The organism is Vogesella aquatica (genome assembly GCF_028548455.1).
Taxonomy (GTDB): domain Bacteria; phylum Pseudomonadota; class Gammaproteobacteria; order Burkholderiales; family Chromobacteriaceae; genus Vogesella; species Vogesella aquatica.
The window spans coordinates 74,047-93,721 of the sequence record NZ_JAQQLF010000012.1 but is presented as its reverse complement, the minus strand read 5'-3'; the positions used below and the strand labels follow the sequence as shown (position 1 = coordinate 93,721).

Below are 19,675 nucleotides of genomic sequence, written 5' to 3'. Positions count from 1 at the left end.
CAGATAATAACAAAACCTCACCACAGCCTTCACTCAAGGAGTATTCAACATAATGGAACAGGCCCTCCCCTCTATCGGATCGCCTTTCTTCTATACGGTGTTCTTCGTTGCCGTACTGATCATGATCGTCATCGACATGGTGGCGCTCAAGCAAAGCGGCTCGCACAAGGTGTCAATCAAGGAAGCCGCCGGCTGGTCGGCGGTGTGGGTCGCCGTAGCGTGTGCCTTTGGCGGCTGGCTGTGGTGGACACTGGCCAACGACCCTGCCTATGGCGAGGTGGTTGCCAAGCAGAAGGCACTGGAGTTCTTTACCGGCTATGTGATTGAGAAATCGCTGGCCGTGGATAACATCTTTGTGTTCCTGATGATCTTCGCCTTCTTCAAGGTGCCAGCCGAGTACCAGCGCCGTGTGCTGCTGTACGGTGTATTCGGTGCCATCATCCTGCGTACCGTGATGGTGTTCCTGGGCGCGGCACTGGTGAAAGAGTTCAGCTGGATCCTGTACGTGTTCGGTGCTTTCCTGCTGTTTACCGGCCTAAAGATGATGCTGCCGGAAAAAGAGGAAAAAGAAGACCTGGCCAATAACGGCTTGCTGAAGTTCCTGCGCAAGCACATGCGTGTGACCGACGACTACCACGGTGAAGCGTTTTTCGTGATGAAAAACGGCATGCGTTACGCCACGCCGATGTTCCTGGTGCTGGTTTTTGTCGAGCTGTCGGACGTGGTATTTGCCGTGGATAGCATCCCGGCGATCTTTGCCGTCACCATGGACCCGTTCATTGTGCTGACGTCCAACATCTTCGCCATCCTGGGCTTGCGCGCCATGTTCTTCCTGCTGGCCGACGTGGCAGAGCGCTTCCACCTGTTGCGCTATGGCCTGGCGATCGTGCTGTCGTTCATCGGGGTGAAGCTGCTGATCCTGAAGTTTGTACACATCCCGGTGGCCATCTCGCTGGGCGTGGTGTTCGTGGTGATTATCGGCTCGGTTGTGGCCTCGCTGATGTTCCCGAAAAAAGCCGCCTAAGCGTGCCCACCCGGCCTGCTGCCTGGCAGCAGGCTGTCTTGCAAACCCCCTTCTGCCCGCCAAAGGGGGTTTGTCTTGTCTGCGGCACCGGTACCGCTACCATGCCGCCGGCTTTGTTGCCGCTTTGTTGCGCAGCGGAAAACCCCTACAATGGCGGCCAACCGTTATAGATGCAGAAGGACACGCGCCATGGCCAAAACCGCCAAAGCCCAAGCCAGTTTCGAAAGCGCGCTGGCGCAGCTGGAGGACATCATCCAGGCGATGGAAGGCGGCGACTTGCCGCTGGATACCGCCCTGACGTCGTACAAGCAGGGTATAGAACTGATCAAGTTCTGCCAGGGCAAGCTGGCAGATGCCGAACAACAGCTGCGCGTGCTGGAAAACGACGAACTCAAGCCGCTGGACCTGACCGATGGCCAATAACACCTTTACCGGCTGGATGACCCATACCCAGCAAACCGTGGAATGCACGCTGGAGGCTTTGCTGCCCAACCCGGCCCGTGCCCCGCAGATGCTGCACGAAGCCATGCGCTACAGCACGCTGCAAGGCGGCAAGCGCGTGCGCCCGTTGCTGGCTTTTGCCGCTGGCGAGCTCGCCGGCGCCGATGCGGCCAACGTGGCACGCGTGGCCTGCGCCGTGGAGATGATCCACGCCTACTCGCTGGTGCACGACGACATGCCGTGCATGGACGACGATGTGCTGCGCCGTGGCAAACCCACCTGCCACGTGCAATACGACGAAGCCACTGCCTTGCTGGTGGGCGACGCCCTGCAAACGCTGGCCTTCGACGTGCTGGCCAGCCCGCTAGCGGGTGTGGACGCAGCACGCCAGCTAGCCATGGTCAAACTGCTGGCCCACGCCAGCGGCCACGCCGGCATGGCCGGCGGCCAGGCCATCGACCTGTCCAGTGTGGGCACGGCGCTGAACCAGCCCGAGCTGGAATTCATGCACATGCTGAAAACCGGTGCGCTGATTCGCGCCGCCGTACTATTGGGCGCATACTGCGGCCAAGTTTTGAGCGACGCAGAAAACAGTGCGCTGGACCACTTTGCCAAGCGCATGGGCCTGGCGTTCCAGGTGGTAGACGACGTACTGGACTGCGAAGCCGACACCGCTACACTGGGCAAAACCGCCGGCAAGGATGCGGCCAACGACAAGCCTACCTACGTCAGCCTGATGGGCCTGGGCGAGGCAAAACAGTTTGCCCGCGACCTGTACGACGACGCGCTGGCGGCGCTGGCGCCGTTTGGCGACCGTGCCGACCGCCTGAAACAGCTGGCCGACTACATCGTGGCCCGCTCGTTCTGACCATAACAAAAGCAATATCATGACTACACTGCTCGACACCATACAGAGTCCGGCCGACCTCAGAACCCTGGACCGCAGCAAGCTGCCGCAGCTGGCCCGCGAGCTGCGCGAATTCCTGGTGAGCTCGGTTAGCCAAACCGGTGGCCACTTTGCCTCCAACCTGGGCAGCATCGAGCTGACCATCGCCCTGCATTACGTGTTCAATACGCCGGACGACCGCCTGGTGTGGGACGTAGGCCACCAGACCTACCCGCACAAGATCCTGACCGGCCGCCGCGAACAGATGCACACCATGCGCCAGAAAGGCGGCCTGGCGGGCTTCCCCAAGCGCGACGAATCCGAGTACGACACCTTCGGCGTGGGCCACTCGTCCACCTCTATCGGTGCGGCGCTGGGCATGGCGGTAGCTGCCAAGCTGCAAAACATCCCGCGCAAGAGCATTGCCATCATCGGCGACGGCTCGATGACCGCCGGCCAGGCGTTCGAGGCGCTGAACAACGCCGGTGCGATGGACACCGACCTCTTGGTGATCCTCAACGACAACGATATGTCGATCTCGCCCAATGTAGGCGCGCTGAACAACTACCTGGCCAAGCTGATGAGCGGGCGTTTCTACGCCGCGGTAAAAGAAGGCAGCAACAAGGTGCTGGGTATCGCCCCGCCGCTGCGCGATATCGCCAGCAAGATGGAAGAACACGTGAAGGGCTTCTTTACCCCCGGCACGCTGTTCGAGGAGTTCGGCTTCAACTATATCGGCCCGATCGACGGCCACGACCTGGACGTGCTGGTCGACACGCTGAAGAACATCAAGAGCCTGAAAGGGCCGCAGTTCCTGCACATCGTTACCAAGAAAGGCCAGGGCTACAAGCTGGCCGAAAACGACCCGGTGAAATACCACGGCGTGACCAAATTCGACCCGGCCTGTGGCCTGGCCGGCAGCAAAGGCGGCGGCAAGCCGCAGTACACGCAGATTTTCGGTGACTGGATCTGCGACATGGCCAAGCTGGACAAACGCCTGGTGGGCATTACCCCGGCCATGCGCGAGGGCTCCGGCCTGGTGCGCTTTGAAAAAGAGCACCCGGACCGCTACTTCGACGTGGCTATTGCCGAGCAGCACGCGGTGACCTTTGCCGCCGGCATGGCCTGTGACGGCCTGAAGCCGGTGGTAGCGATCTACTCCACCTTCCTGCAACGCGGCTACGACCAGCTGATCCACGACGTGGCGCTGCAAAACCTGCCGGTGGTGTTCGCCATCGACCGCGCCGGCCTGGTGGGCGCCGACGGCCCGACGCACGCCGGCTCGTTCGACCTGTCCTATCTGCGCTGCATCCCCAATATGACAGTGATGGCGCCGTCGGACGAAAACGAGTGCCGCCAGCTGCTGTACACCGCGTTCAGCCTGGACAGCCCGACCGCCGTGCGTTACCCGCGCGGCACCGGCCCTGGCGCCAGCATCGAACAAACCATGACCGCGCTGCCGCTAGGCAAGGGTGTGCTGCGCCGTCAGGGTGCGGGCAAGGTGGCGATCCTGGCTTTTGGCAGCATGGTACAGCCTGCGTTGGCCGCTGCCGCAGCGCTGGACGCTAGCGTGGCCGACATGCGTTTTGTGAAGCCACTGGATGAAGCGCTGATCCGCGAACTCGCAGCCAGCCACAGCCTGCTGGTCACCGTGGAAGAAAACGCCATCATGGGCGGTGCCGGCAGCGGCTGTGCCGAGGTGCTGGCCGCCGCCGGTATCAGCGTGCCGATGTTGCACTTGGGCCTGCCGGATGACTATGTTGAACATGGGGACCCGGCCGTATTGCTGGTCGACTGTGGCCTGGATGCCGCCGGCATCCAGCACAGCATTGCCACCAGGTTGGCCGCACACTAGCCCGGCACCCGCCGACAGGCCTGCCGCCCCGTGCTGCAGGCCTTTTTCTTGCCTACCGTCTACAGGATAAAACCATGACAAGCCTGGACGTACACCACTGGCTGCACCTGGCCAACACCCCTTACGCCGCGCTACCCATGCTGCTGTCCAGCCTGGGCATCGGCCTGCTGATCGGCGTGGAACGCGAACGCAAACGCCGCGTACTGGCCGGCATCCGTACCTTCCCGCTGGTGAGCCTGCTGGGCACCATGCTGGCCATGCTGGCAGCGCAAACCATGCTGCCGTGGCTAATGCCGGCCGGGCTACTGGCGGTGGCCATGCTGGGCTTTTTGCCGCTGGGCAACGGCGGCAACGAAAGCACCGCACCCGAGCCGCGTACCACCTCGGTGATTGCACTGCTGGTGGCGTACACGCTGGGGCTGATGGTGGGGCTGGGCAATACCGAGCTGGCCATTGCGCTGGGCATCATTACCACCGGCCTGTTGTACCTGAAGCCGGAGCTATCCAATTTTTCCAACCAGCTGGAGCGGCAAGACCTACTGTCGCTGCTGCAGTTTGCCGCGCTGACCTTCATCATCCTGCCCATCCTGCCCAACGAGGGCTTTGGCCCTTACCTGGCATTTAACCCGCACCGCATCTGGCTGCTGGTGGTGCTGATTGTGGGTGTGGGCCTGGCCGGCTACCTGGCGGTGAAAATCCTTGGTGAACGCGTGGGCGCGCCGGTGCTGGGCATTATGGGCGGCCTGGTATCCACCACCGCCACCAGCCTGGTATACGCGCGCGAAGCTGCGGCCAACCCCGGCTCGCTGCGGCTGGCAACACGGGTGATCCTGCTGGCCAATATGGTGCTGTTTGTTCGCCTGGGCTTGCTGGCACTGGCCATCGCGCCGGCCAGTGTGCGTAGCGTAGCCAGCATGATGCTACCCGCGCTGCTGGCCGGGCTGGCCACGCTGTTTATCCTGGGCAAGCGGCAAACACCGCAGGAAAACGCCCCCGAGCTCACCCTGAAAAACCCGGCCAAACTCAGCATCGCACTGGGCTTTGCCGCCATGTTTGCCGTGGTGATGCTGTGCTCGGCCTGGCTGCGTGACCTGTTTGGCGAAAGCGGCCTGTACGTGGTGGCACTGGTTTCCGGCCTGAACGATGTAGACGCCATCAGCCTCACCGCGCTGGAGCTGTTCGGCCAGCAACAGCTGGCCACCACGCCGCTATTGGTGACCATGGCGCTGGCGGTGCTCAGCAATACCGTGCTCAAGTTCGGGCTGATCGCCAGCATCGGCGGCCGGGCACTGGCCCGTGCCTGCGCGCCGGCACTGGGCATGTCCATGCTGGGCATGCTGCTGGGGCTATGGTTGGCCACAAGCTGAACGCGCCCTGCTAGCCAACGCCCGCCCTGCCCCGCACGGCGGGCTTTTTCTTGCCTGTTTACTGATGGTGATCATTGATGGCAATATGTTATACCGTAACATTTTATATCAACACCCCGCATGAACACGACAGCCATCCCCGACGTACAAAACCACCCCGACCTGCGCCGCATCCCCATCCGCGAAGTGGGCATCAAGGGCCTACGCCACCCACTGGCCATCCGCCAGCCGGACGGCCAAGTGCAGCACACCATTGCCGACTGCCAGCTCACGGTGGCACTACCCGCCACGCAAAAAGGCACCCATATGTCGCGCTTTGTGGCACTGATGCACGAGCAGCAAGCACCACTGGACGCCGGGGGCTTCGAAGCGCTGGTGCGTGCAACGGCTACGCGGCTGGAAAGCGATAGCGCGCGCATACGGCTGAGCTTCCCCTACTTTTTGCACAAAACTGCGCCGGTATCGGGCATGGTGAGCCTGCTGGACTACCAGGTATGCCTGGATGGCAGCGTAGCGCAGGGGGAATACCGCTACCGGCTGCAGGTGACGGTGCCGGTAACCAGCCTGTGCCCGTGCTCCAAGCAGATTTCGCGCTACGGCGCGCACAACCAGCGCTCGCATATAGTTATCGACGCGGAAGCCGACAACAGTCTGGGGGCAGAAACGCTGATTACGCTGGCCGAGACGCAGGCGTCGTGCCAGCTGTACGGCTTGCTCAAACGCAGTGACGAAAAAGTGGTGACCGAGCAGGCCTACGACAACCCCAAGTTCGTGGAAGACCTGGTACGCGACGTGGCCACTGCGCTGCAAGGGGTGGCCGGCATCCGTCACTTTGTGGTGTCGTCGGAAAACTTCGAGTCCATCCACAATCACTCGGCCTACGCCTGCATCGACAGCCGCGACCTGCAGACTGGCTGACTCGGCAGCAATCAGCCCGGCTGCAGCAGCTTGAGTACGAGCCCGGCAGTGGCTTGTGGCTGCTCCATCGGAAACAGATGGCTGCCGGGGTGCCTGTGAATGCAGGCAGCAAAGTGCTTTTGCATGAAGGACAAGTCGGATGGCCGGATAACGTCGCTGCCCGCGCCGGCCACGTAGTGCAAGGGCACCTGCAGTTGGCCGCGCAGCTGCCAGTAGTGGTGCGGCAGCGTGCCGTAGATAGCGTGCTCCACCTGCGGGCGGAACAGCAGGCGGCGGCCGCCCTGGCCGTTATCCTCGGTACCCAGCTCGGCGTAGTCGTGCAGCACCTCGGGCGCCCAGCGCGCAAACGCCGCCTTGCGCGCAAAGTAGTCGTATACCGACGCCACGCTGGCCCAGTTATCGCGCCGCTTCAGCGTACCGGTGCCGCCGGGGGTAATGTTCTGGATAAAACCCAGCCGCTTGGCCAGCCAGATGCCGAAGGCGCGTTGTGGTGACAGTAGCGGTGAATCCAGCAATACCACGCTGCGAAACAGCTCGGGGGCGCGGATAGCAGAAAATAACAGCAGAATCCCCCCCAGCGAATGCCCTACCCCGTGTACGGGGCCGCTATAGCGGGCACGCATATGGCTGACCATTTCGTCCACCAGCTGCGGCCAACCATCGCTTACCGGGTAACGCGGATCGTGGCCGCTGCACGGCAAAAAACCCACCTCGTAACCAGCTTGCTGCCATACCTCGTGCAGCTGGCGATAGATGGGCGCCGGAAAGCTGTTGGCGTGGGCAAAATGAATGGTCTTGTCCATATTGTTCTCCTCTGCTGCGACATTAGCATAAGCAAACATCCGTTTAAACACCTGTTACCACCTTGCCACAGCGGCTGTGATAAGCTGCAGCCCGCCGGAACACCGCCCTAGCGGCGTGGTCTACCCCCTGTTTACTTGCCTGCCTATGCCCATCATGCCCGCATTGTCGCGTCTGTTTCACTGGCTGTTCCCCTTGCTGTTGCTACTTGCCGCCCTGCCGGCCAGCGCGCTGGACCCGAACGAGCTGCTGCCACCCGAAAAAGCCTTTGCTGCGCGGCTGGAGCAGCAAGGCCAGCAGCTGCTGGTGCACGTGGACATCGCCCCCGGCTACTACCTGTACCGCGACCGCACCCGCATAGTCAGCGAGCCCGCTGGCGTGGTGGGCACACCGCTGCTACCCGCCGGCGACGCCAAGCAAGACCCGTACTTTGGCCTGCAACAGGTGTACCACCAGCGTGTGACCTTTACCGTGCCGATTACGGCTACCACGCTGCCTGATAACTTCACACTGCTGGCCACCATACAGGGCTGTGCCGACGCCGGCCTGTGCTACCCGCCCTACACCCACAAACTGAAGCCTGGCGATAACCGCCTGGCCGACTGGCTGGTACCGGTCACCAACGCTGACGACGCAGCGCCGACGCTGAGCCGGCAGCAATGGCTGGGTACGCTGTTTACCTTTTTGCTGGCTGGCATCGGCATGGCGTTTACCGCCTGCATGTACCCGCTGCTGCCGATTGTTTCCAGCATGGTGGCCGGCCAGGGACAACGCCTCAACAAGACACGCGGCTTTGTACTGACCCTGGCCTACGTGCAGGGCCTGGCGCTGACCTACACCGCCGTCGGCGTGATTGCCGGCAAGACCGGTAGCCTGCTGACGGTGTGGTTGCAGCAGCCGGCGGTGATTCTGGCCGCCAGCGCGCTGATGGTGGTGTTTGCGCTGGGCATGTTCGACCTGATTACCATCCAGCTGCCGTCGGCGCTGCAAAGCCGGCTGGCCACGCAAAGTAACAAGCTGGGTGGTGGCCGCCTGGCCAGCGTGTTTGCCATGGGCGCGCTGTCGGCACTATTGGTGGGCCCGTGCGTGGCACCACCACTGGCGCTGGCGCTGGGCTATATCGGCCAGACCGGCGACGCCGTACTGGGCGGGGCCGCACTGTACGCCATGGCGATGGGCTTGGGCCTGCCGCTACTGCTGGTAGGCACCTTTGGCGGCCACATCCTGCCGCGCGCCGGCGCCTGGATGCAGCAAGTGAAATACACTTTCGGCGTGGTGATGCTGGGCGTGGCCATCTGGATGGCCGGCCCCTTCCTGCCGGTCTGGCTGACCATGCTGCTGTGGGCCGCGCTGGCGCTGGGTAGCGCCTGGTGGTTGCTGCTGAGCAAGCAACGACCAAGTGTACGTGGCGCCGGCTGCTGGCTAGTACGCCTGATCGCTGGCGCACTGGTGCTGGCGGGCCTGCTGCAAATCGTCGGTGCCGCCACCGGTGCGCCATCGCCGCGGCTGCCGCTGGCCGGTATCTGGCAAGGCCAGCTGGCCGCCAAGCCGGCGTTCCAGCGCATTGCCAATAGCGCCGAGCTGGATGCAGCGCTGGCGCAGGCCAAAGCCGCCGGCCAGCCGGTACTGCTGGACTTCTACGCCGACTGGTGTGTGAGCTGCATCGAGATGGAAGAAACCACCTTCCGCCACCCGGACATCGCCGCCCGTATGGGCAAGCTGCGCCTGCTGCAGGCCGACGTCACCGCCAACAACGCCGAGCACCAGGCGCTGCTGCAGCGTTTTGGCCTGTACGGCCCGCCTGGCATCATGCTGTACAACGCGCAGGGCGAGCTGGTGCACAAGGTAATCGGCTACCAGGACGCCGGCGACTTTGCCGCCTCGCTGGACAAGGTTGGCCGCTGAGCGTAGCCGGTGCTGAAAGACACAAGGGCCGGTGCTTGCACCGGCCCTTGCTACGCCTGGCCTGCGGCCAACCCTGGCCGCCAGCACGACGCTTAGCGTAGCCCGTCTTCCAGCGCCCGCGCAATCACCAGCTTTTGCACATCCGACGTGCCTTCGTAAATCTGCGCCACGCGCACGTCGCGGTAGATACGCTCCACCGGGTAGTCGCTCAGGTAGCCGTAGCCGCCCAGCGTCTGGATGGCCGCCGAGCACACCGCCTCGGCCATTTCCGACGCCATCAGCTTGGCCATGCTGGACTCCTTCAGGCAAGGCTTGCCGGCGTCTTTCAGCGCAGCGGCGTGCCACACCAGCTGGCGGGCCGCCTCCAGCCGTGCCGCCGCCTCGGCCAGACGGAAACCTACCGCCTGGTGGCGGATGATGGGCTGGCCAAAGGTGTGGCGCTCGGTAGCGTAGCGGGTGGCAAACTCCAGCGCAGCGCGCGCCATGCCCAGACACTGCGCGGCAATGCCGATGCGGCCGGACTCCAGGTTGGCCAGCGCGATCTTGTAGCCCTCGCCTTCCGCCCCCAGTCGGTGGCTGGCCGGCACCCGCACGTTATCGAACACGATCTGGCAGGTGTCGGACGCGTGCTGGCCCATTTTTTCTTCCACCTTGGCCACGGTGTAGCCGGGGGTGGCGGTGGGCACCAGAAACGCGCTGATGCCCTTCTTGCCGGCGGCCGGGTCGGTTACCGCAAACACAATGGCCACGTCGGCGTGCTTGCCGTTGGTGATGAACTGCTTGACGCCGTTAATGACGTAATCGTCGCCGTCGCGTACGGCGCGGCTGCGCAGGTTGGCCGCATCGGAGCCGGCATCCGGCTCGGTGAGGCAGAACGCCGACACCCATTCGCCACGGGCAATGCGGCGCAGGAAAGTATCTTTCTGCCAGTCATTGCCGAAGCGCTCGATCGGGCCGCAGCCTACCGAGTTGATGACCGAAATAATGGTGGATAGCGCACCGTCGCCGGCGGCAATCTCCTCGATCACCGCGGCCAGCGTCAGGTAATCGAAACCGGCGCCGTCCCAATCCGGCGACACGGTTAGCCCGAAGCAGCCCAGCTCGCCCAGGCCGCTCAGTGCCTGGCGCGGAAAGGTATGCTCGCGGTCCCACGTCGCCGCATGCGGTGCCACCTCGCTCACCACGAAGCGGCGTACCGCGTCCACAACCTGTTCTTGTTCTGTTGTCAGCAACATGCTGATTCCTTTGCTTTTCTATGCCAGATAGCGGCCAACTCTGTCTTTGCAGACAAAGGCAAACCCGTTTGCCACGAAAGACACGAAAACCACGGATGAAACCTCGATAAGAGCGCCGCCCGTTTGGTGCCTTCCGTGAATTTCGTGGTTAAAAAATATCGGCCTGCGGGTCTTCCGTGGCAGCAACCCAGTTACACCAGCTCTACTGCCAGCGCGGTGGCTTCGCCGCCGCCGATACACAGGCTGGCCACACCACGCTTGCCACCGCGTGCCTGCAGCGCCGCGATCAGCGACACCACGATACGGGCACCAGACGCGCCGATCGGGTGGCCCAGCGCGCAGGCACCGCCGTTGACGTTGACCTTGGCGTGCGGCAGGCCCAGGTCGTGCATGGCAGCCATGGTCACCACCGCAAAGGCTTCATTGATCTCGAACAGGTCTACGTCGTCCGCCGTCCAGCCGGTTTTGGCAAACAGCTTTTGCATGGCACCCACCGGGGCAGTGGAAAACCACGCCGGCTCGTGCGCGTGGGTGCTATGACCCACGATGCGCGCCAGCGGGGTCAGGCCCTGCGCCAGCGCGTCGCTTTCACGCATCAGCACCAGCGCGGCAGCACCGTCGGAAATGGAGCTGGCGTTGGCCGGCGTGACGGTACCGTCTTTGCGGAAAGCCGGTTTCAGCGTGGGGATTTTGTCCAGATTGGCCTTCAGCGGCTGCTCGTCCACGCTTATCACCTCGTCGCCCTTGCGGCCGCTGATGGTGACCGGCGCAATCTCGCCGGCAAAAGCGCCGCTGGTGATAGCCTGCTGCGCGCGGGTCAGCGAGGTGATAGCGTACTCGTCCTGTGCGGCACGACTAAAGCCGTACTTGTCGGCACAAGCCTCGGCAAACACCCCCATCAGCTTGCCCTTGTCGTAGGCATCTTCCAGACCGTCCAGGAACATGTGGTCCTTGATCTCGCCGTGGCCCAGACGCAAGCCGCCACGCGCTTTCGGGATTACGTACGGGGCATTGCTCATGCTTTCCATGCCACCAGCCACCATCACCGTAGCCGTACCGGCCTTTAGCAGGTCGTTGGCCAGCATCAGCGCCTTCATGCCGGAACCACACATCTTGTTGATGGTGGTGGCGCCCGCCCCCAGCGCCAAGCCGCCCTTGATCGCCGCCTGCCGTGCCGGCGCCTGGCCCTGCCCGGCTGGCAGCACGCAACCCATGATCACCTCTTCCACCGCATCCGGCGCAATGCCGGCACGCTCTACCGCAGCGCGAATGGCGACCGCGCCCAGGTCACTGGCGCTCTGGCTGGCAAACATGCCCTGAAACCCACCCATGGCCGTACGGGCCATACCGACAATCACGATCGCTTCCTTGTGCATGGTTCAAGCCTCCGGTTAGATAACGTTTACGTTAACGTAAACATGGCAATCATTTCAAGCCCCACCCGGCGCACTGTGGCGTAGACACCGCAGCCGCGATGGCATCATCATAGCCCTTCGCCACCCAGGCCGCACGGCGACAGCAGCAGCCAGAGACACCCACTCGCCCCACCACACAGGAGACAACATGCTTTCCCACCTCTGCATCGGCATCAACGACTTCGACCGCGCCCTCGCCTTCTACCGCCCGCTGATGCAGGCACTGGGCATTCGCGAGCGCTTTTGCGACCCGTCGCGGCCATGGGCCGGCTGGCAAAGCGAACCTGGCCCGCGACCGCTGCTGCTGATCGGCAAGCCGCTGGACGGCAAAGCCGCCACGCCTGGCAACGGCCAGACCATCGCCCTGCTGGCGGCCACACGCAGCCAGGTGGACGCAGCCTACCAGGCCGCACTGGCACACGGTGGCCGCTGCGAAGGCGCCCCCGGCCTGCGCCCGCACTACCACCCGCATTACTACGGCGCCTACTTTCGCGACCCGGACGGCAACAAACTATGCGTGGCGTGCCACGAGGCGGAAGAGCAAAGCCTGTAAACAACAAACCACAAGGAAAACCATGCACATCGCGAACAAGCTCACCCCCGCACAGTGCAGCAACATGGATGACATACGCGCCGAGATCGACTTGCTTGACCGGGCAGTGGTCGGCCTGATCAGCCAACGCTACCAGTACGTTCTGGCCGCAGCCAAGTTCAAAACATCGGCCACTGCCGTGCGCGCACCGGAGCGCTTTGCGGCCATGCTGGCGCAGCGCAGGCAGTGGGCCGAACAGGAAGGTCTGAACGCCGACGCCATCGAACGCCTGTTTTCAGACCTGGTCAATCACTTCATCGCGGAAGAGATGCAGCACTGGCAACAGCAACAAAACTGACCGATCCGCGCCCATTGCACCCACCCTGTTAACGCAAAAAAGCCGCAACACCCGCTGCGGCTTTTTCGTTGGCAGACACCACGCCCTGGCGTGCCTAGGGCCTGTTAACGCTATTTTTGATGCAGCGGCGCTTGGCAAGCGGCGGCCATGCGCGAACAACCGGGCGCAGCAGGTCGATCCCTGCCTGCACGGTTTGACAAAGCAGTGCCCCGCTTGGCGTGCGCCCCGAAGAGCAGGCCCTAGTCCGGCAGGCCGCCACTGCGCTTTTCCATCCAGTGCTCGCACTGCGCCTTCAGCTGGCCGATTTCGCGCAGCACCAGCTGGATGTCCTGCATCTGCTGCGTCAGCTGCTGTTCGCGGCGGGTCAGGATATCGACAAACTTCATCAGCTGTGGCTCATCGTTATTGGCCGCGTCGTACAGCTCGAACAACTCGCGGATCTCCTGCAGCGACAGACCGATGCGCTTACCGCGCAGTGTCAGCATCAGCCGCACACGGTCGCGGCGCGAATAGATGCGGCGCTGGCCCTGGCGCTCCGGGGTGAGCAGCCCTTCCGACTCGTAAAAGCGGATGGCACGGGTGGTCACGTCGAATTCCTGTGCCAGTTCGGAAATACTGAATGTGCGGTCTGCTGCGGCAGTCACGACGTCTCCTGGTTCGGTCACTGCAGTGGGTGGGCGCTAATGAAGCGACGCGCAATTGTAATACGGCAGCGCAACACAGGCACGCCGGGCGTAGCGGCAGCTACAAACCGAAACAAGCATTGCACGCCTGATGACAGCATAGATTACGTTAACGTAAACTGGAACTTGTCCCAACCGTATTGTTCCGCAAACAGGAGACCCGTCATGACTTCTCGCACCGTAGGCGTAGTCGGCGCCGGCACCATGGGCAACGGTATTGCCCAGGTTTTTGCCCAGGCCGGCTTTAGCGTCATCCTCACCGACGTATCGCAAGCCGCACTGGATCGCGGCCTGGCCGCCATCAGCAGCAGCCTCAGCCGACTGGTAAAAAAAGGCATACTCAACGACAACGAGGCCGTATCGGTATTATCGCGCATCCGTGGCAGCACCCAGCTTGCCGAGCTGGCAGCGTGCGAACTGGTGGTAGAGGCCGCCACCGAGAACGCGCAAATAAAAGAGCAGATCTTCCGCCAGCTGGCAGACGCCGTGCCGGCAGACACCATTCTGGCGTCCAACACTTCGTCGATCTCGCTCACCACCATCGCCTCGTGGGTGAAAAAGCCGGAACGCGTGATCGGCATGCACTTCATGAACCCGGTACCGCTGATGCAGCTGGTGGAAATTATCCGCGCACTGCAAACCAGCGACGATACCCATGCCCGTATTCACGCCCTAAGCCTGGAATTGGGCAAAACCCCGGTAACGGTAAAAGACGGGGCCGGCTTTGTATCCAACCGCGTGCTGATGCCGATGATCAACGAGGCCGCCTTTGTGCTGTATGAAAACCTGGCCGCCGCCGAAGACATCGACACCGTGATGAAACTGGGCATGAACCACCCCATAGGCCCGCTAGCACTGGCTGACCTGATCGGGCTGGATACCTGCCTGTCCATCATGGACATCCTGTATCGCGAGTTCCGCGACTCCAAGTACCGCGCCTGCCCGCTGCTGGTGCAACTGGTGGCCGCCGGCCAGCTGGGGCGCAAGAGCGGCAAGGGCTTTTTCCAATATTAATCAGCAGGTTCCGTCACGGCAGTCGCCATGTTGTGACGGAACTACCACATGCAACAACGCCACATTGCCCTATCTTATTGCAATCCCATTGCATAAAACTGAGCGCTTGCTTTAGCTTGCTCACATAAAGTTGACGTTTACGTTAACGACAAGGCCACAAGCCTTGCGCCATCTGCGCAGCCCACCCCCGCTGCCGCCCCATCCGTACCGGTTTTTCCGCACCACCCCATGCAAAGCCCCAGCAGAGGGCCGGTTGTATCTCGGCTGCCCACGCGGCCAACACAAGAACACAGGAGACACAGAGAGATGGCAAAGCTTGAATCCATACGGCCTGCCCTGGTGCAAGAAAGTGTGGCCGACACCTTTCCCAAGCTGCTACAGGCCCATGCCAGAGAGCGTAGCGCCCGCCCGGCCATGCGCGAAAAAGACCTGGGTATATGGCAAACCTGGGACTGGGACGAAGTCGCCACAGAAGTACGCGCCCTGGCGCTGGGCCTGTCGGCCAAAGGCTTCAAGCGCGGCGACCGCCTGGCCGTAATCGGCGACAACCGCCCGCGCCTGTACATGGCGATCATGGCCGCACAATGCATGGGTGGCATTCCGGTACCGCTGTATCAGGATGCCGCAGCAGAAGAGATGGTATTTGTCCTGGGCGATGCGGAGGTGAGCATGGCCGTAGTAGAAGACCAGGAGCAGGTCGACAAGCTGCTGGAAATCCGCGACCGGCTACCGGCATTGCAAGCGATGGTGTACGACGACCCGCGCGGCATGCGCCACTACCAGCACGATGGCGTGTACGACATGGCCGAGATCCTCGGCGCCGGCCGCATTCACCACGATGAACACCCGCTGTTTTTCCAGAGCATGGTAGACATGGGCCGTGGCAGCGACCCGGCCATCATGCTGTACACCAGCGGCACCACCGGCCACCCCAAGGGGGTGCTGCACACCTACGACAGCATGATCATCACCGCACGCAATGCGGCCAACCTTGAAGGACTGACCGAGCACGAAGAGGTGCTGGCCTATCTACCCATGGCCTGGGTAGGCGACAACCTGTTTTCCTACGCGCAGTCACTGGTCACCGGCTTTTGCGTATCGTGCCCGGAAAGCAGCGACACCGTGATGACCGACATGCGCGAGATCGGCCCCACCTACTATTTTGCCCCGCCGCGCGTGTACGAGAACCTGCTGACCCAGGTGATGATCCGCATGGAAGACGCCGGCCGCTTCAAATACTGGCTGTTCCACTACTTCATGAACCACGCCCGTCGTGTGGGCACCGACATCCTGGAAGGCAAGCCGGTAGGCTTCTGGGACCGCCTGGGCTACAAGCTGGGCGAATACCTGGTGTACGGCCCGGTGAAGAACGTGCTGGGCTTCACCCGGCTGAAGCTGGCCTATACCGCCGGCGAAGCCATCGGCCCCGAGCTGTTTGATTTCTACCGCGCCATCGGCGTCAACATCAAACAGCTATATGGCCAGACCGAGGCCTACGTGATGGTGTGTGTACACCCTAACGACAAGGTGAAGCCGGATACGGTGGGCGTACCGGTGCCGGGCGTAGAGGTAAAGATTGCCGACAACGGCGAAGTGCTGTTCCGTGGCCCCGGCACCTTCCACAGCTACTGGCAGCGCCCGGACGCTACCAATGAAACCCGCAACGCCGAGGGCTGGGTGCTGAGCGGTGATGCCGGCTACTTCGACGAAGATGGCCAGCTGAAAATCATCGATCGCGCCAAAGACGTAGGCCGGCTGACCAATGGCAGCCTGTTTGCCCCAAAATACCTGGAAAACAAGCTGAAGTTCTTCCAGCACATCAAGGAAGTCGTTGCATTTGGCGATGGCCAGGACTACACCACCGCCTTCATCAATATCGACCTCACCGCAGTAGGCAACTGGGCAGAAAAGCGCGGCCTGCCCTACACCGGCTATACCGACCTGGCCGGCCAGGCACCGGTGTACGAGCTGATCCGCGAATGCATAGAGAAAATGAACGCCGACCTGGCGCGCGACCCCAAGCTGCACGGCAGCCAGATCAGGCGCTTCCTGATCCTGCACAAGGAGCTGGACGCCGACGATGGCGAGCTCACCCGTACCCGCAAGGTTCGGCGCAAGTTCATCGCCGAGCGCTACGCCCCGCTGATCGACGCGCTGTACGACGGCAGCCAGGTGTGCAGTATCGACACCGTAGTGAAATTCGAAGATGGCCGTAGCGGCCAGCTACGCGCCACGCTGCAGATTCGCGACGCCAAGACCTACCCAGCCATCGTCACGGAGGCCGCATGAACCCGCACCGCAAAATCGGCGACGTTATCCTGCAGGCCGAGGCCATCTCGCTCTCCTTCGGCGGCGTGAAAGCCCTGTCCAATATCAGCCTGGAGGTACGCGAGCACGAGATCCTGTCCATTATCGGCCCCAATGGCGCCGGCAAGAGCTCCATGCTGAACGTGATCAATGGTGTTTACCACCCGCAGCAAGGCCATGTGGTGTACCGCGGCAAAACACGGGAACGCATGCGCCCGCACGAAGCCGCCCGCCAGGGTATTGCGCGCACCTTCCAGAACATTGCGCTGTTCAAGGGCATGAGCGTGCTGGACAACATCATGACCGGGCGCAACCTGAAAATGCGCGCCAACTTTATCCAGCAGGCGCTGTACTGGGGCCGCGCCCAGCGCGAGGAAATCGCCCAGCGCGCCTACGTGGAAAAAATCATCGATTTTCTGGAGATCCAGCACATCCGCAAAACCCCGGTGGGCCGCCTGCCCTACGGCCTGCAAAAACGGGTGGAGCTCGCCCGCGCGCTGGCAGCCGAACCCAGCATGCTGTTACTGGACGAACCGATGGCCGGCATGAACGTGGAAGAAAAGCAGGACATGTGCCGCTTTATCCTGGATGTGAACGACGAATTCGGCACCACCATCGTGCTGATCGAACACGATATGGGCGTGGTGATGGACATCTCCGACCGCATCGTGGTGCTGGACTACGGCAAGAAGATCGGTGACGGCAGCCCGGATGAAATCCGCGTCAACCCCGACGTGATCGCCGCCTACCTCGGCGGCAGCCACTAACCCCACAGCCTGCAGCCCAACCCGTGCCCGCGTGGCACGGCAGCCCTTGCCTTGCCAAAAATCAGGACAAAGGCATTAAAGGTTGGCCGCAAGCATGAAAGGAGCAAGTCATGGAATGGCAGTTTTTTCTGGAGGTGCTGGTGGGCGGCCTGCTCGCCGGCGTGATGTATTCGCTGGTGGCACTGGGCTTTGTGCTGATCTACAAGGCGTCCGGGGTATTCAACTTTGCCCAGGGTGCGATGGTGCTGTTTGCCGCGCTGTCGTTTGTGTCCATCCAGGCCATGGGGGTGCCGTTCTGGCTGGCGCTGCTGCTCACGCTGGTACTGATGGTGGCGCTAGGTGTGGGCATAGAGCGCGTGGTGTTACGGCCGCTGGTGAACCAGCCGCCGATCACCCTGTTCATGGCCACCATCGGGCTGTCCTTCTTTCTGGAAGGCCTGGCGCAAATGGTATGGGGCACCGACGTGCACGGCCTGGAGCTGGGCATTGCCGACGAACCGTTCGACGTGGCCGGGGTGTTCATTTCCAAATTTGACCTGTTTGCCGCTGCGGTGTGCGGCACCCTGGTGGCCACGCTGGCGCTGTTTTTCAGCAAAACCAAGCTGGGCCGCGCGCTGCGCGCGGTGGCCGACGACCACCAGGCCGCCATGTCGGTGGGTATTCCGCTCAAGCACATCTGGGCCATCGTGTGGGGCGTAGCCGGCTTTGTAGCGCTGGTGGCCGGCCTGCTGTGGGGCTCGCGCCTGGGTGTGCAGTTTGCCCTGACCCTGGTGGTACTGAAGGCACTGCCGGTACTGATACTGGGCGGTTTTACCTCGGTGCCGGGTGCCATTGTCGGCGGCCTGATCATCGGGGCGGGCGAAAAGCTGGCCGAGGTTTATCTGGGGCCGTTCCTGTCTGGCGGCATCGAAAACTGGTTCCCGTACATGCTGGCATTGCTGTTCCTGCTGGTACGCCCGGAAGGCCTGTTCGGCGAAAAACACATCGAGAGGGTGTAAACCATGTTCTACCGTGAATCGGGGCAATTCAAGAGTAGCTACGCGGCAGACTCTGCCATTTTTACCATCGCGCAGGACCGGGTATTCATTGCGGCCCTGCTGGCCCTGTCTTTTGTGGCCGTACCGGGGCTGGCCAGCGACTACCTGCTGTCCGGCATCCTGATCCCCTTCCTGATCCTGTCTTTGGCGGCACTGGGGCTGAACATCCTTACCGGTTACGCCGGCCAGCTGTCACTGGGCTCGGCCGCATTCATGGCGGTGGGCGCTTTTGCCACCTACAACTTCATGATCCGCATCCCCGGCATGCCACTGCTGCTGGCGCTGTTCCTCGGCGGCCTGTGCGCGGCGCTGGTAGGCGTGGCATTCGGCCTGCCGTCCCTGCGCATCAAGGGGTTTTACCTGGCGGTGGCCACGCTGGCGGCACAGTTCTTCATCGAATGGGTGTTCACCAAATTCAGCTGGTTCAGCAATGACAGCAGCTCCGGCGTGATCAGCGCCCCAGCGATGCAGATCTTCGGCTACCCCATCGACACTCCGGCCAGCAAGTACCTGCTGACGCTGGCCATCGTCGCCTTCATGGCGCTGGCGGCCAAGAATATGGCACGCGCCAGCATCGGCCGCGCCTGGATGGCGGTACGCGACATGGACGTAGCGGCCGAGGTGATCGGTATCCGCATGCTGCGCACCAAGCTGCTGGCCTTTGCCATCAGCTCGTTCTACTGCGGCGTGGCCGGCGCGCTGTACGCCTTCGTGCTGCTGGGCACGGTAGACGCCCAGGCCTTCGACCTGCACCGCTCGTTCCAGATCCTGTTCATGATCATCATCGGCGGCGTGGGCAGCATTCTGGGGTCCTTCCTGGGCGCCGCCTTCATCGTGCTGCTGCCGATCTGCCTGAACCTGCTCGGCCAGGTATTTCACGGCGCCATCAGCACGCAGTTTCTGGCCAACCTGGAAATGATGCTGTTCGGCGGCCTGATCATTTTCTTCCTGATCGTGGAGCCGCACGGCCTGGCGCGGCTATGGCAGATCGCCAAGGAAAAACTGCGCGTGTGGCCGTTCCCGCATTGAGCCACACCCGGCCGCCCTGCCCGCAAGCGGGGCGGCAAACCGGATTACAAAGGTTGGCCGCAAGCCAGCCACAACACAGCAGCACAACAAGACCTGGAGAG

The 19,675-nt window shown here is 62.5% G+C and carries 18 protein-coding genes; 14 read left to right on the top strand and 4 right to left on the bottom strand.

The window, feature by feature from the left end:
* The first annotated feature begins 52 nt into the window (after window positions 1–52).
* From PQU95_RS11005 to folE2, 6 genes are all read left to right on the top strand, one after another.
* Window positions 53–1,024 carry a TerC family protein gene (locus PQU95_RS11005; RefSeq protein WP_272752044.1) on the top strand — a complete coding sequence of 324 codons (972 nt, stop codon included), beginning with the start codon at window positions 53–55 and terminating at the stop codon, window positions 1,022–1,024.
* Window positions 1,025–1,213: 189 nt separating this feature from the next.
* Window positions 1,214–1,447 carry an exodeoxyribonuclease VII small subunit gene (locus PQU95_RS11000; protein ID WP_144373043.1) on the top strand — a complete coding sequence of 78 codons (234 nt, stop codon included), beginning with the start codon at window positions 1,214–1,216 and terminating at the stop codon, window positions 1,445–1,447.
* Window positions 1,437–2,333: a polyprenyl synthetase family protein gene (locus PQU95_RS10995; protein WP_272752042.1), complete on the top strand. Its 897-nt coding sequence runs from the start codon at window positions 1,437–1,439 to the stop codon at window positions 2,331–2,333. The genes PQU95_RS11000 and PQU95_RS10995 overlap by 11 nt, the downstream gene beginning before the upstream one ends.
* A gap of 19 nt (window positions 2,334–2,352) precedes the next feature.
* Complete coding sequence (dxs, locus tag PQU95_RS10990; RefSeq protein ID WP_272752041.1) at window positions 2,353–4,206, top strand: 1-deoxy-D-xylulose-5-phosphate synthase; 1,854 nt, start codon at window positions 2,353–2,355, stop codon at window positions 4,204–4,206.
* Between the two features lie 74 nt (window positions 4,207–4,280).
* Window positions 4,281–5,573 carry an MgtC/SapB family protein gene (locus tag PQU95_RS10985; RefSeq protein WP_272752040.1) on the top strand — a complete coding sequence of 431 codons (1,293 nt, stop codon included), beginning with the start codon at window positions 4,281–4,283 and terminating at the stop codon, window positions 5,571–5,573.
* A gap of 120 nt (window positions 5,574–5,693) precedes the next feature.
* Window positions 5,694–6,491, top strand: a complete 798-nt coding sequence (folE2, locus tag PQU95_RS10980) for a GTP cyclohydrolase FolE2 (protein WP_272752039.1) — start codon at window positions 5,694–5,696, stop codon at window positions 6,489–6,491.
* 11 nt (window positions 6,492–6,502) lie between these two features.
* Here the strand turns inward: folE2 and PQU95_RS10975 are convergent, their stop codons facing one another.
* Window positions 6,503–7,294 carry an alpha/beta fold hydrolase gene (locus PQU95_RS10975; RefSeq protein ID WP_272752038.1) on the bottom strand — a complete coding sequence of 264 codons (792 nt, stop codon included), beginning with the start codon at window positions 7,292–7,294 and terminating at the stop codon, window positions 6,503–6,505.
* 154 nt (window positions 7,295–7,448) lie between these two features.
* Between PQU95_RS10975 and dsbD the strand changes: the two genes are divergently transcribed.
* Window positions 7,449–9,197: a protein-disulfide reductase DsbD gene (gene dsbD, locus PQU95_RS10970; RefSeq protein WP_272752037.1), complete on the top strand. Its 1,749-nt coding sequence runs from the start codon at window positions 7,449–7,451 to the stop codon at window positions 9,195–9,197.
* A gap of 92 nt (window positions 9,198–9,289) precedes the next feature.
* Here dsbD and PQU95_RS10965 read toward each other — a convergent pair whose 3' ends face one another.
* A complete protein-coding gene (locus PQU95_RS10965) occupies window positions 9,290–10,432 on the bottom strand; it encodes an acyl-CoA dehydrogenase family protein (protein ID WP_272752036.1) in 1,143 nt (380 codons plus the stop codon).
* Window positions 10,433–10,623: 191 nt separating this feature from the next.
* The gene (locus PQU95_RS10960; protein ID WP_272752035.1) at window positions 10,624–11,808 is read right to left on the bottom strand and encodes an acetyl-CoA C-acyltransferase; all 1,185 of its coding nucleotides are present in this window, start codon (window positions 11,806–11,808) and stop codon (window positions 10,624–10,626) included.
* Between the two features lie 187 nt (window positions 11,809–11,995).
* Here PQU95_RS10960 and PQU95_RS10955 point away from each other — a divergent pair, with 187 nt between their 5' ends.
* Entirely contained in the window at window positions 11,996–12,400 is a 405-nt protein-coding gene (locus tag PQU95_RS10955; protein ID WP_272752034.1) for a VOC family protein, read from the top strand.
* 22 nt (window positions 12,401–12,422) lie between these two features.
* Window positions 12,423–12,737, top strand: a complete 315-nt coding sequence (locus PQU95_RS10950; RefSeq protein WP_272752033.1) for an isochorismate lyase — start codon at window positions 12,423–12,425, stop codon at window positions 12,735–12,737.
* Window positions 12,738–12,976: 239 nt separating this feature from the next.
* Here PQU95_RS10950 and PQU95_RS10945 read toward each other — a convergent pair whose 3' ends face one another.
* Complete coding sequence (locus tag PQU95_RS10945; protein WP_272752032.1) at window positions 12,977–13,381, bottom strand: MerR family transcriptional regulator; 405 nt, start codon at window positions 13,379–13,381, stop codon at window positions 12,977–12,979.
* Window positions 13,382–13,585: 204 nt separating this feature from the next.
* On the opposite strand from PQU95_RS10945, the gene PQU95_RS10940 reads away from it, so the two are divergent.
* From PQU95_RS10940 to PQU95_RS10920, 5 genes are all read left to right on the top strand, one after another.
* Entirely contained in the window at window positions 13,586–14,434 is an 849-nt protein-coding gene (locus tag PQU95_RS10940) for a 3-hydroxybutyryl-CoA dehydrogenase (RefSeq protein ID WP_272752031.1), read from the top strand.
* Between the two features lie 306 nt (window positions 14,435–14,740).
* Complete coding sequence (locus tag PQU95_RS10935) at window positions 14,741–16,723, top strand: AMP-binding protein (protein WP_272752030.1); 1,983 nt, start codon at window positions 14,741–14,743, stop codon at window positions 16,721–16,723.
* A complete protein-coding gene (locus tag PQU95_RS10930) occupies window positions 16,720–17,508 on the top strand; it encodes an ABC transporter ATP-binding protein (protein ID WP_272752029.1) in 789 nt (262 codons plus the stop codon). The genes PQU95_RS10935 and PQU95_RS10930 overlap by 4 nt, the downstream gene beginning before the upstream one ends.
* A gap of 110 nt (window positions 17,509–17,618) precedes the next feature.
* A complete protein-coding gene (locus PQU95_RS10925; protein ID WP_272752028.1) occupies window positions 17,619–18,506 on the top strand; it encodes a branched-chain amino acid ABC transporter permease in 888 nt (295 codons plus the stop codon).
* Between the two features lie 3 nt (window positions 18,507–18,509).
* Window positions 18,510–19,574: a branched-chain amino acid ABC transporter permease gene (locus PQU95_RS10920; protein WP_272752027.1), complete on the top strand. Its 1,065-nt coding sequence runs from the start codon at window positions 18,510–18,512 to the stop codon at window positions 19,572–19,574.
* The last annotated feature ends 101 nt before the right edge of the window (window positions 19,575–19,675 follow it).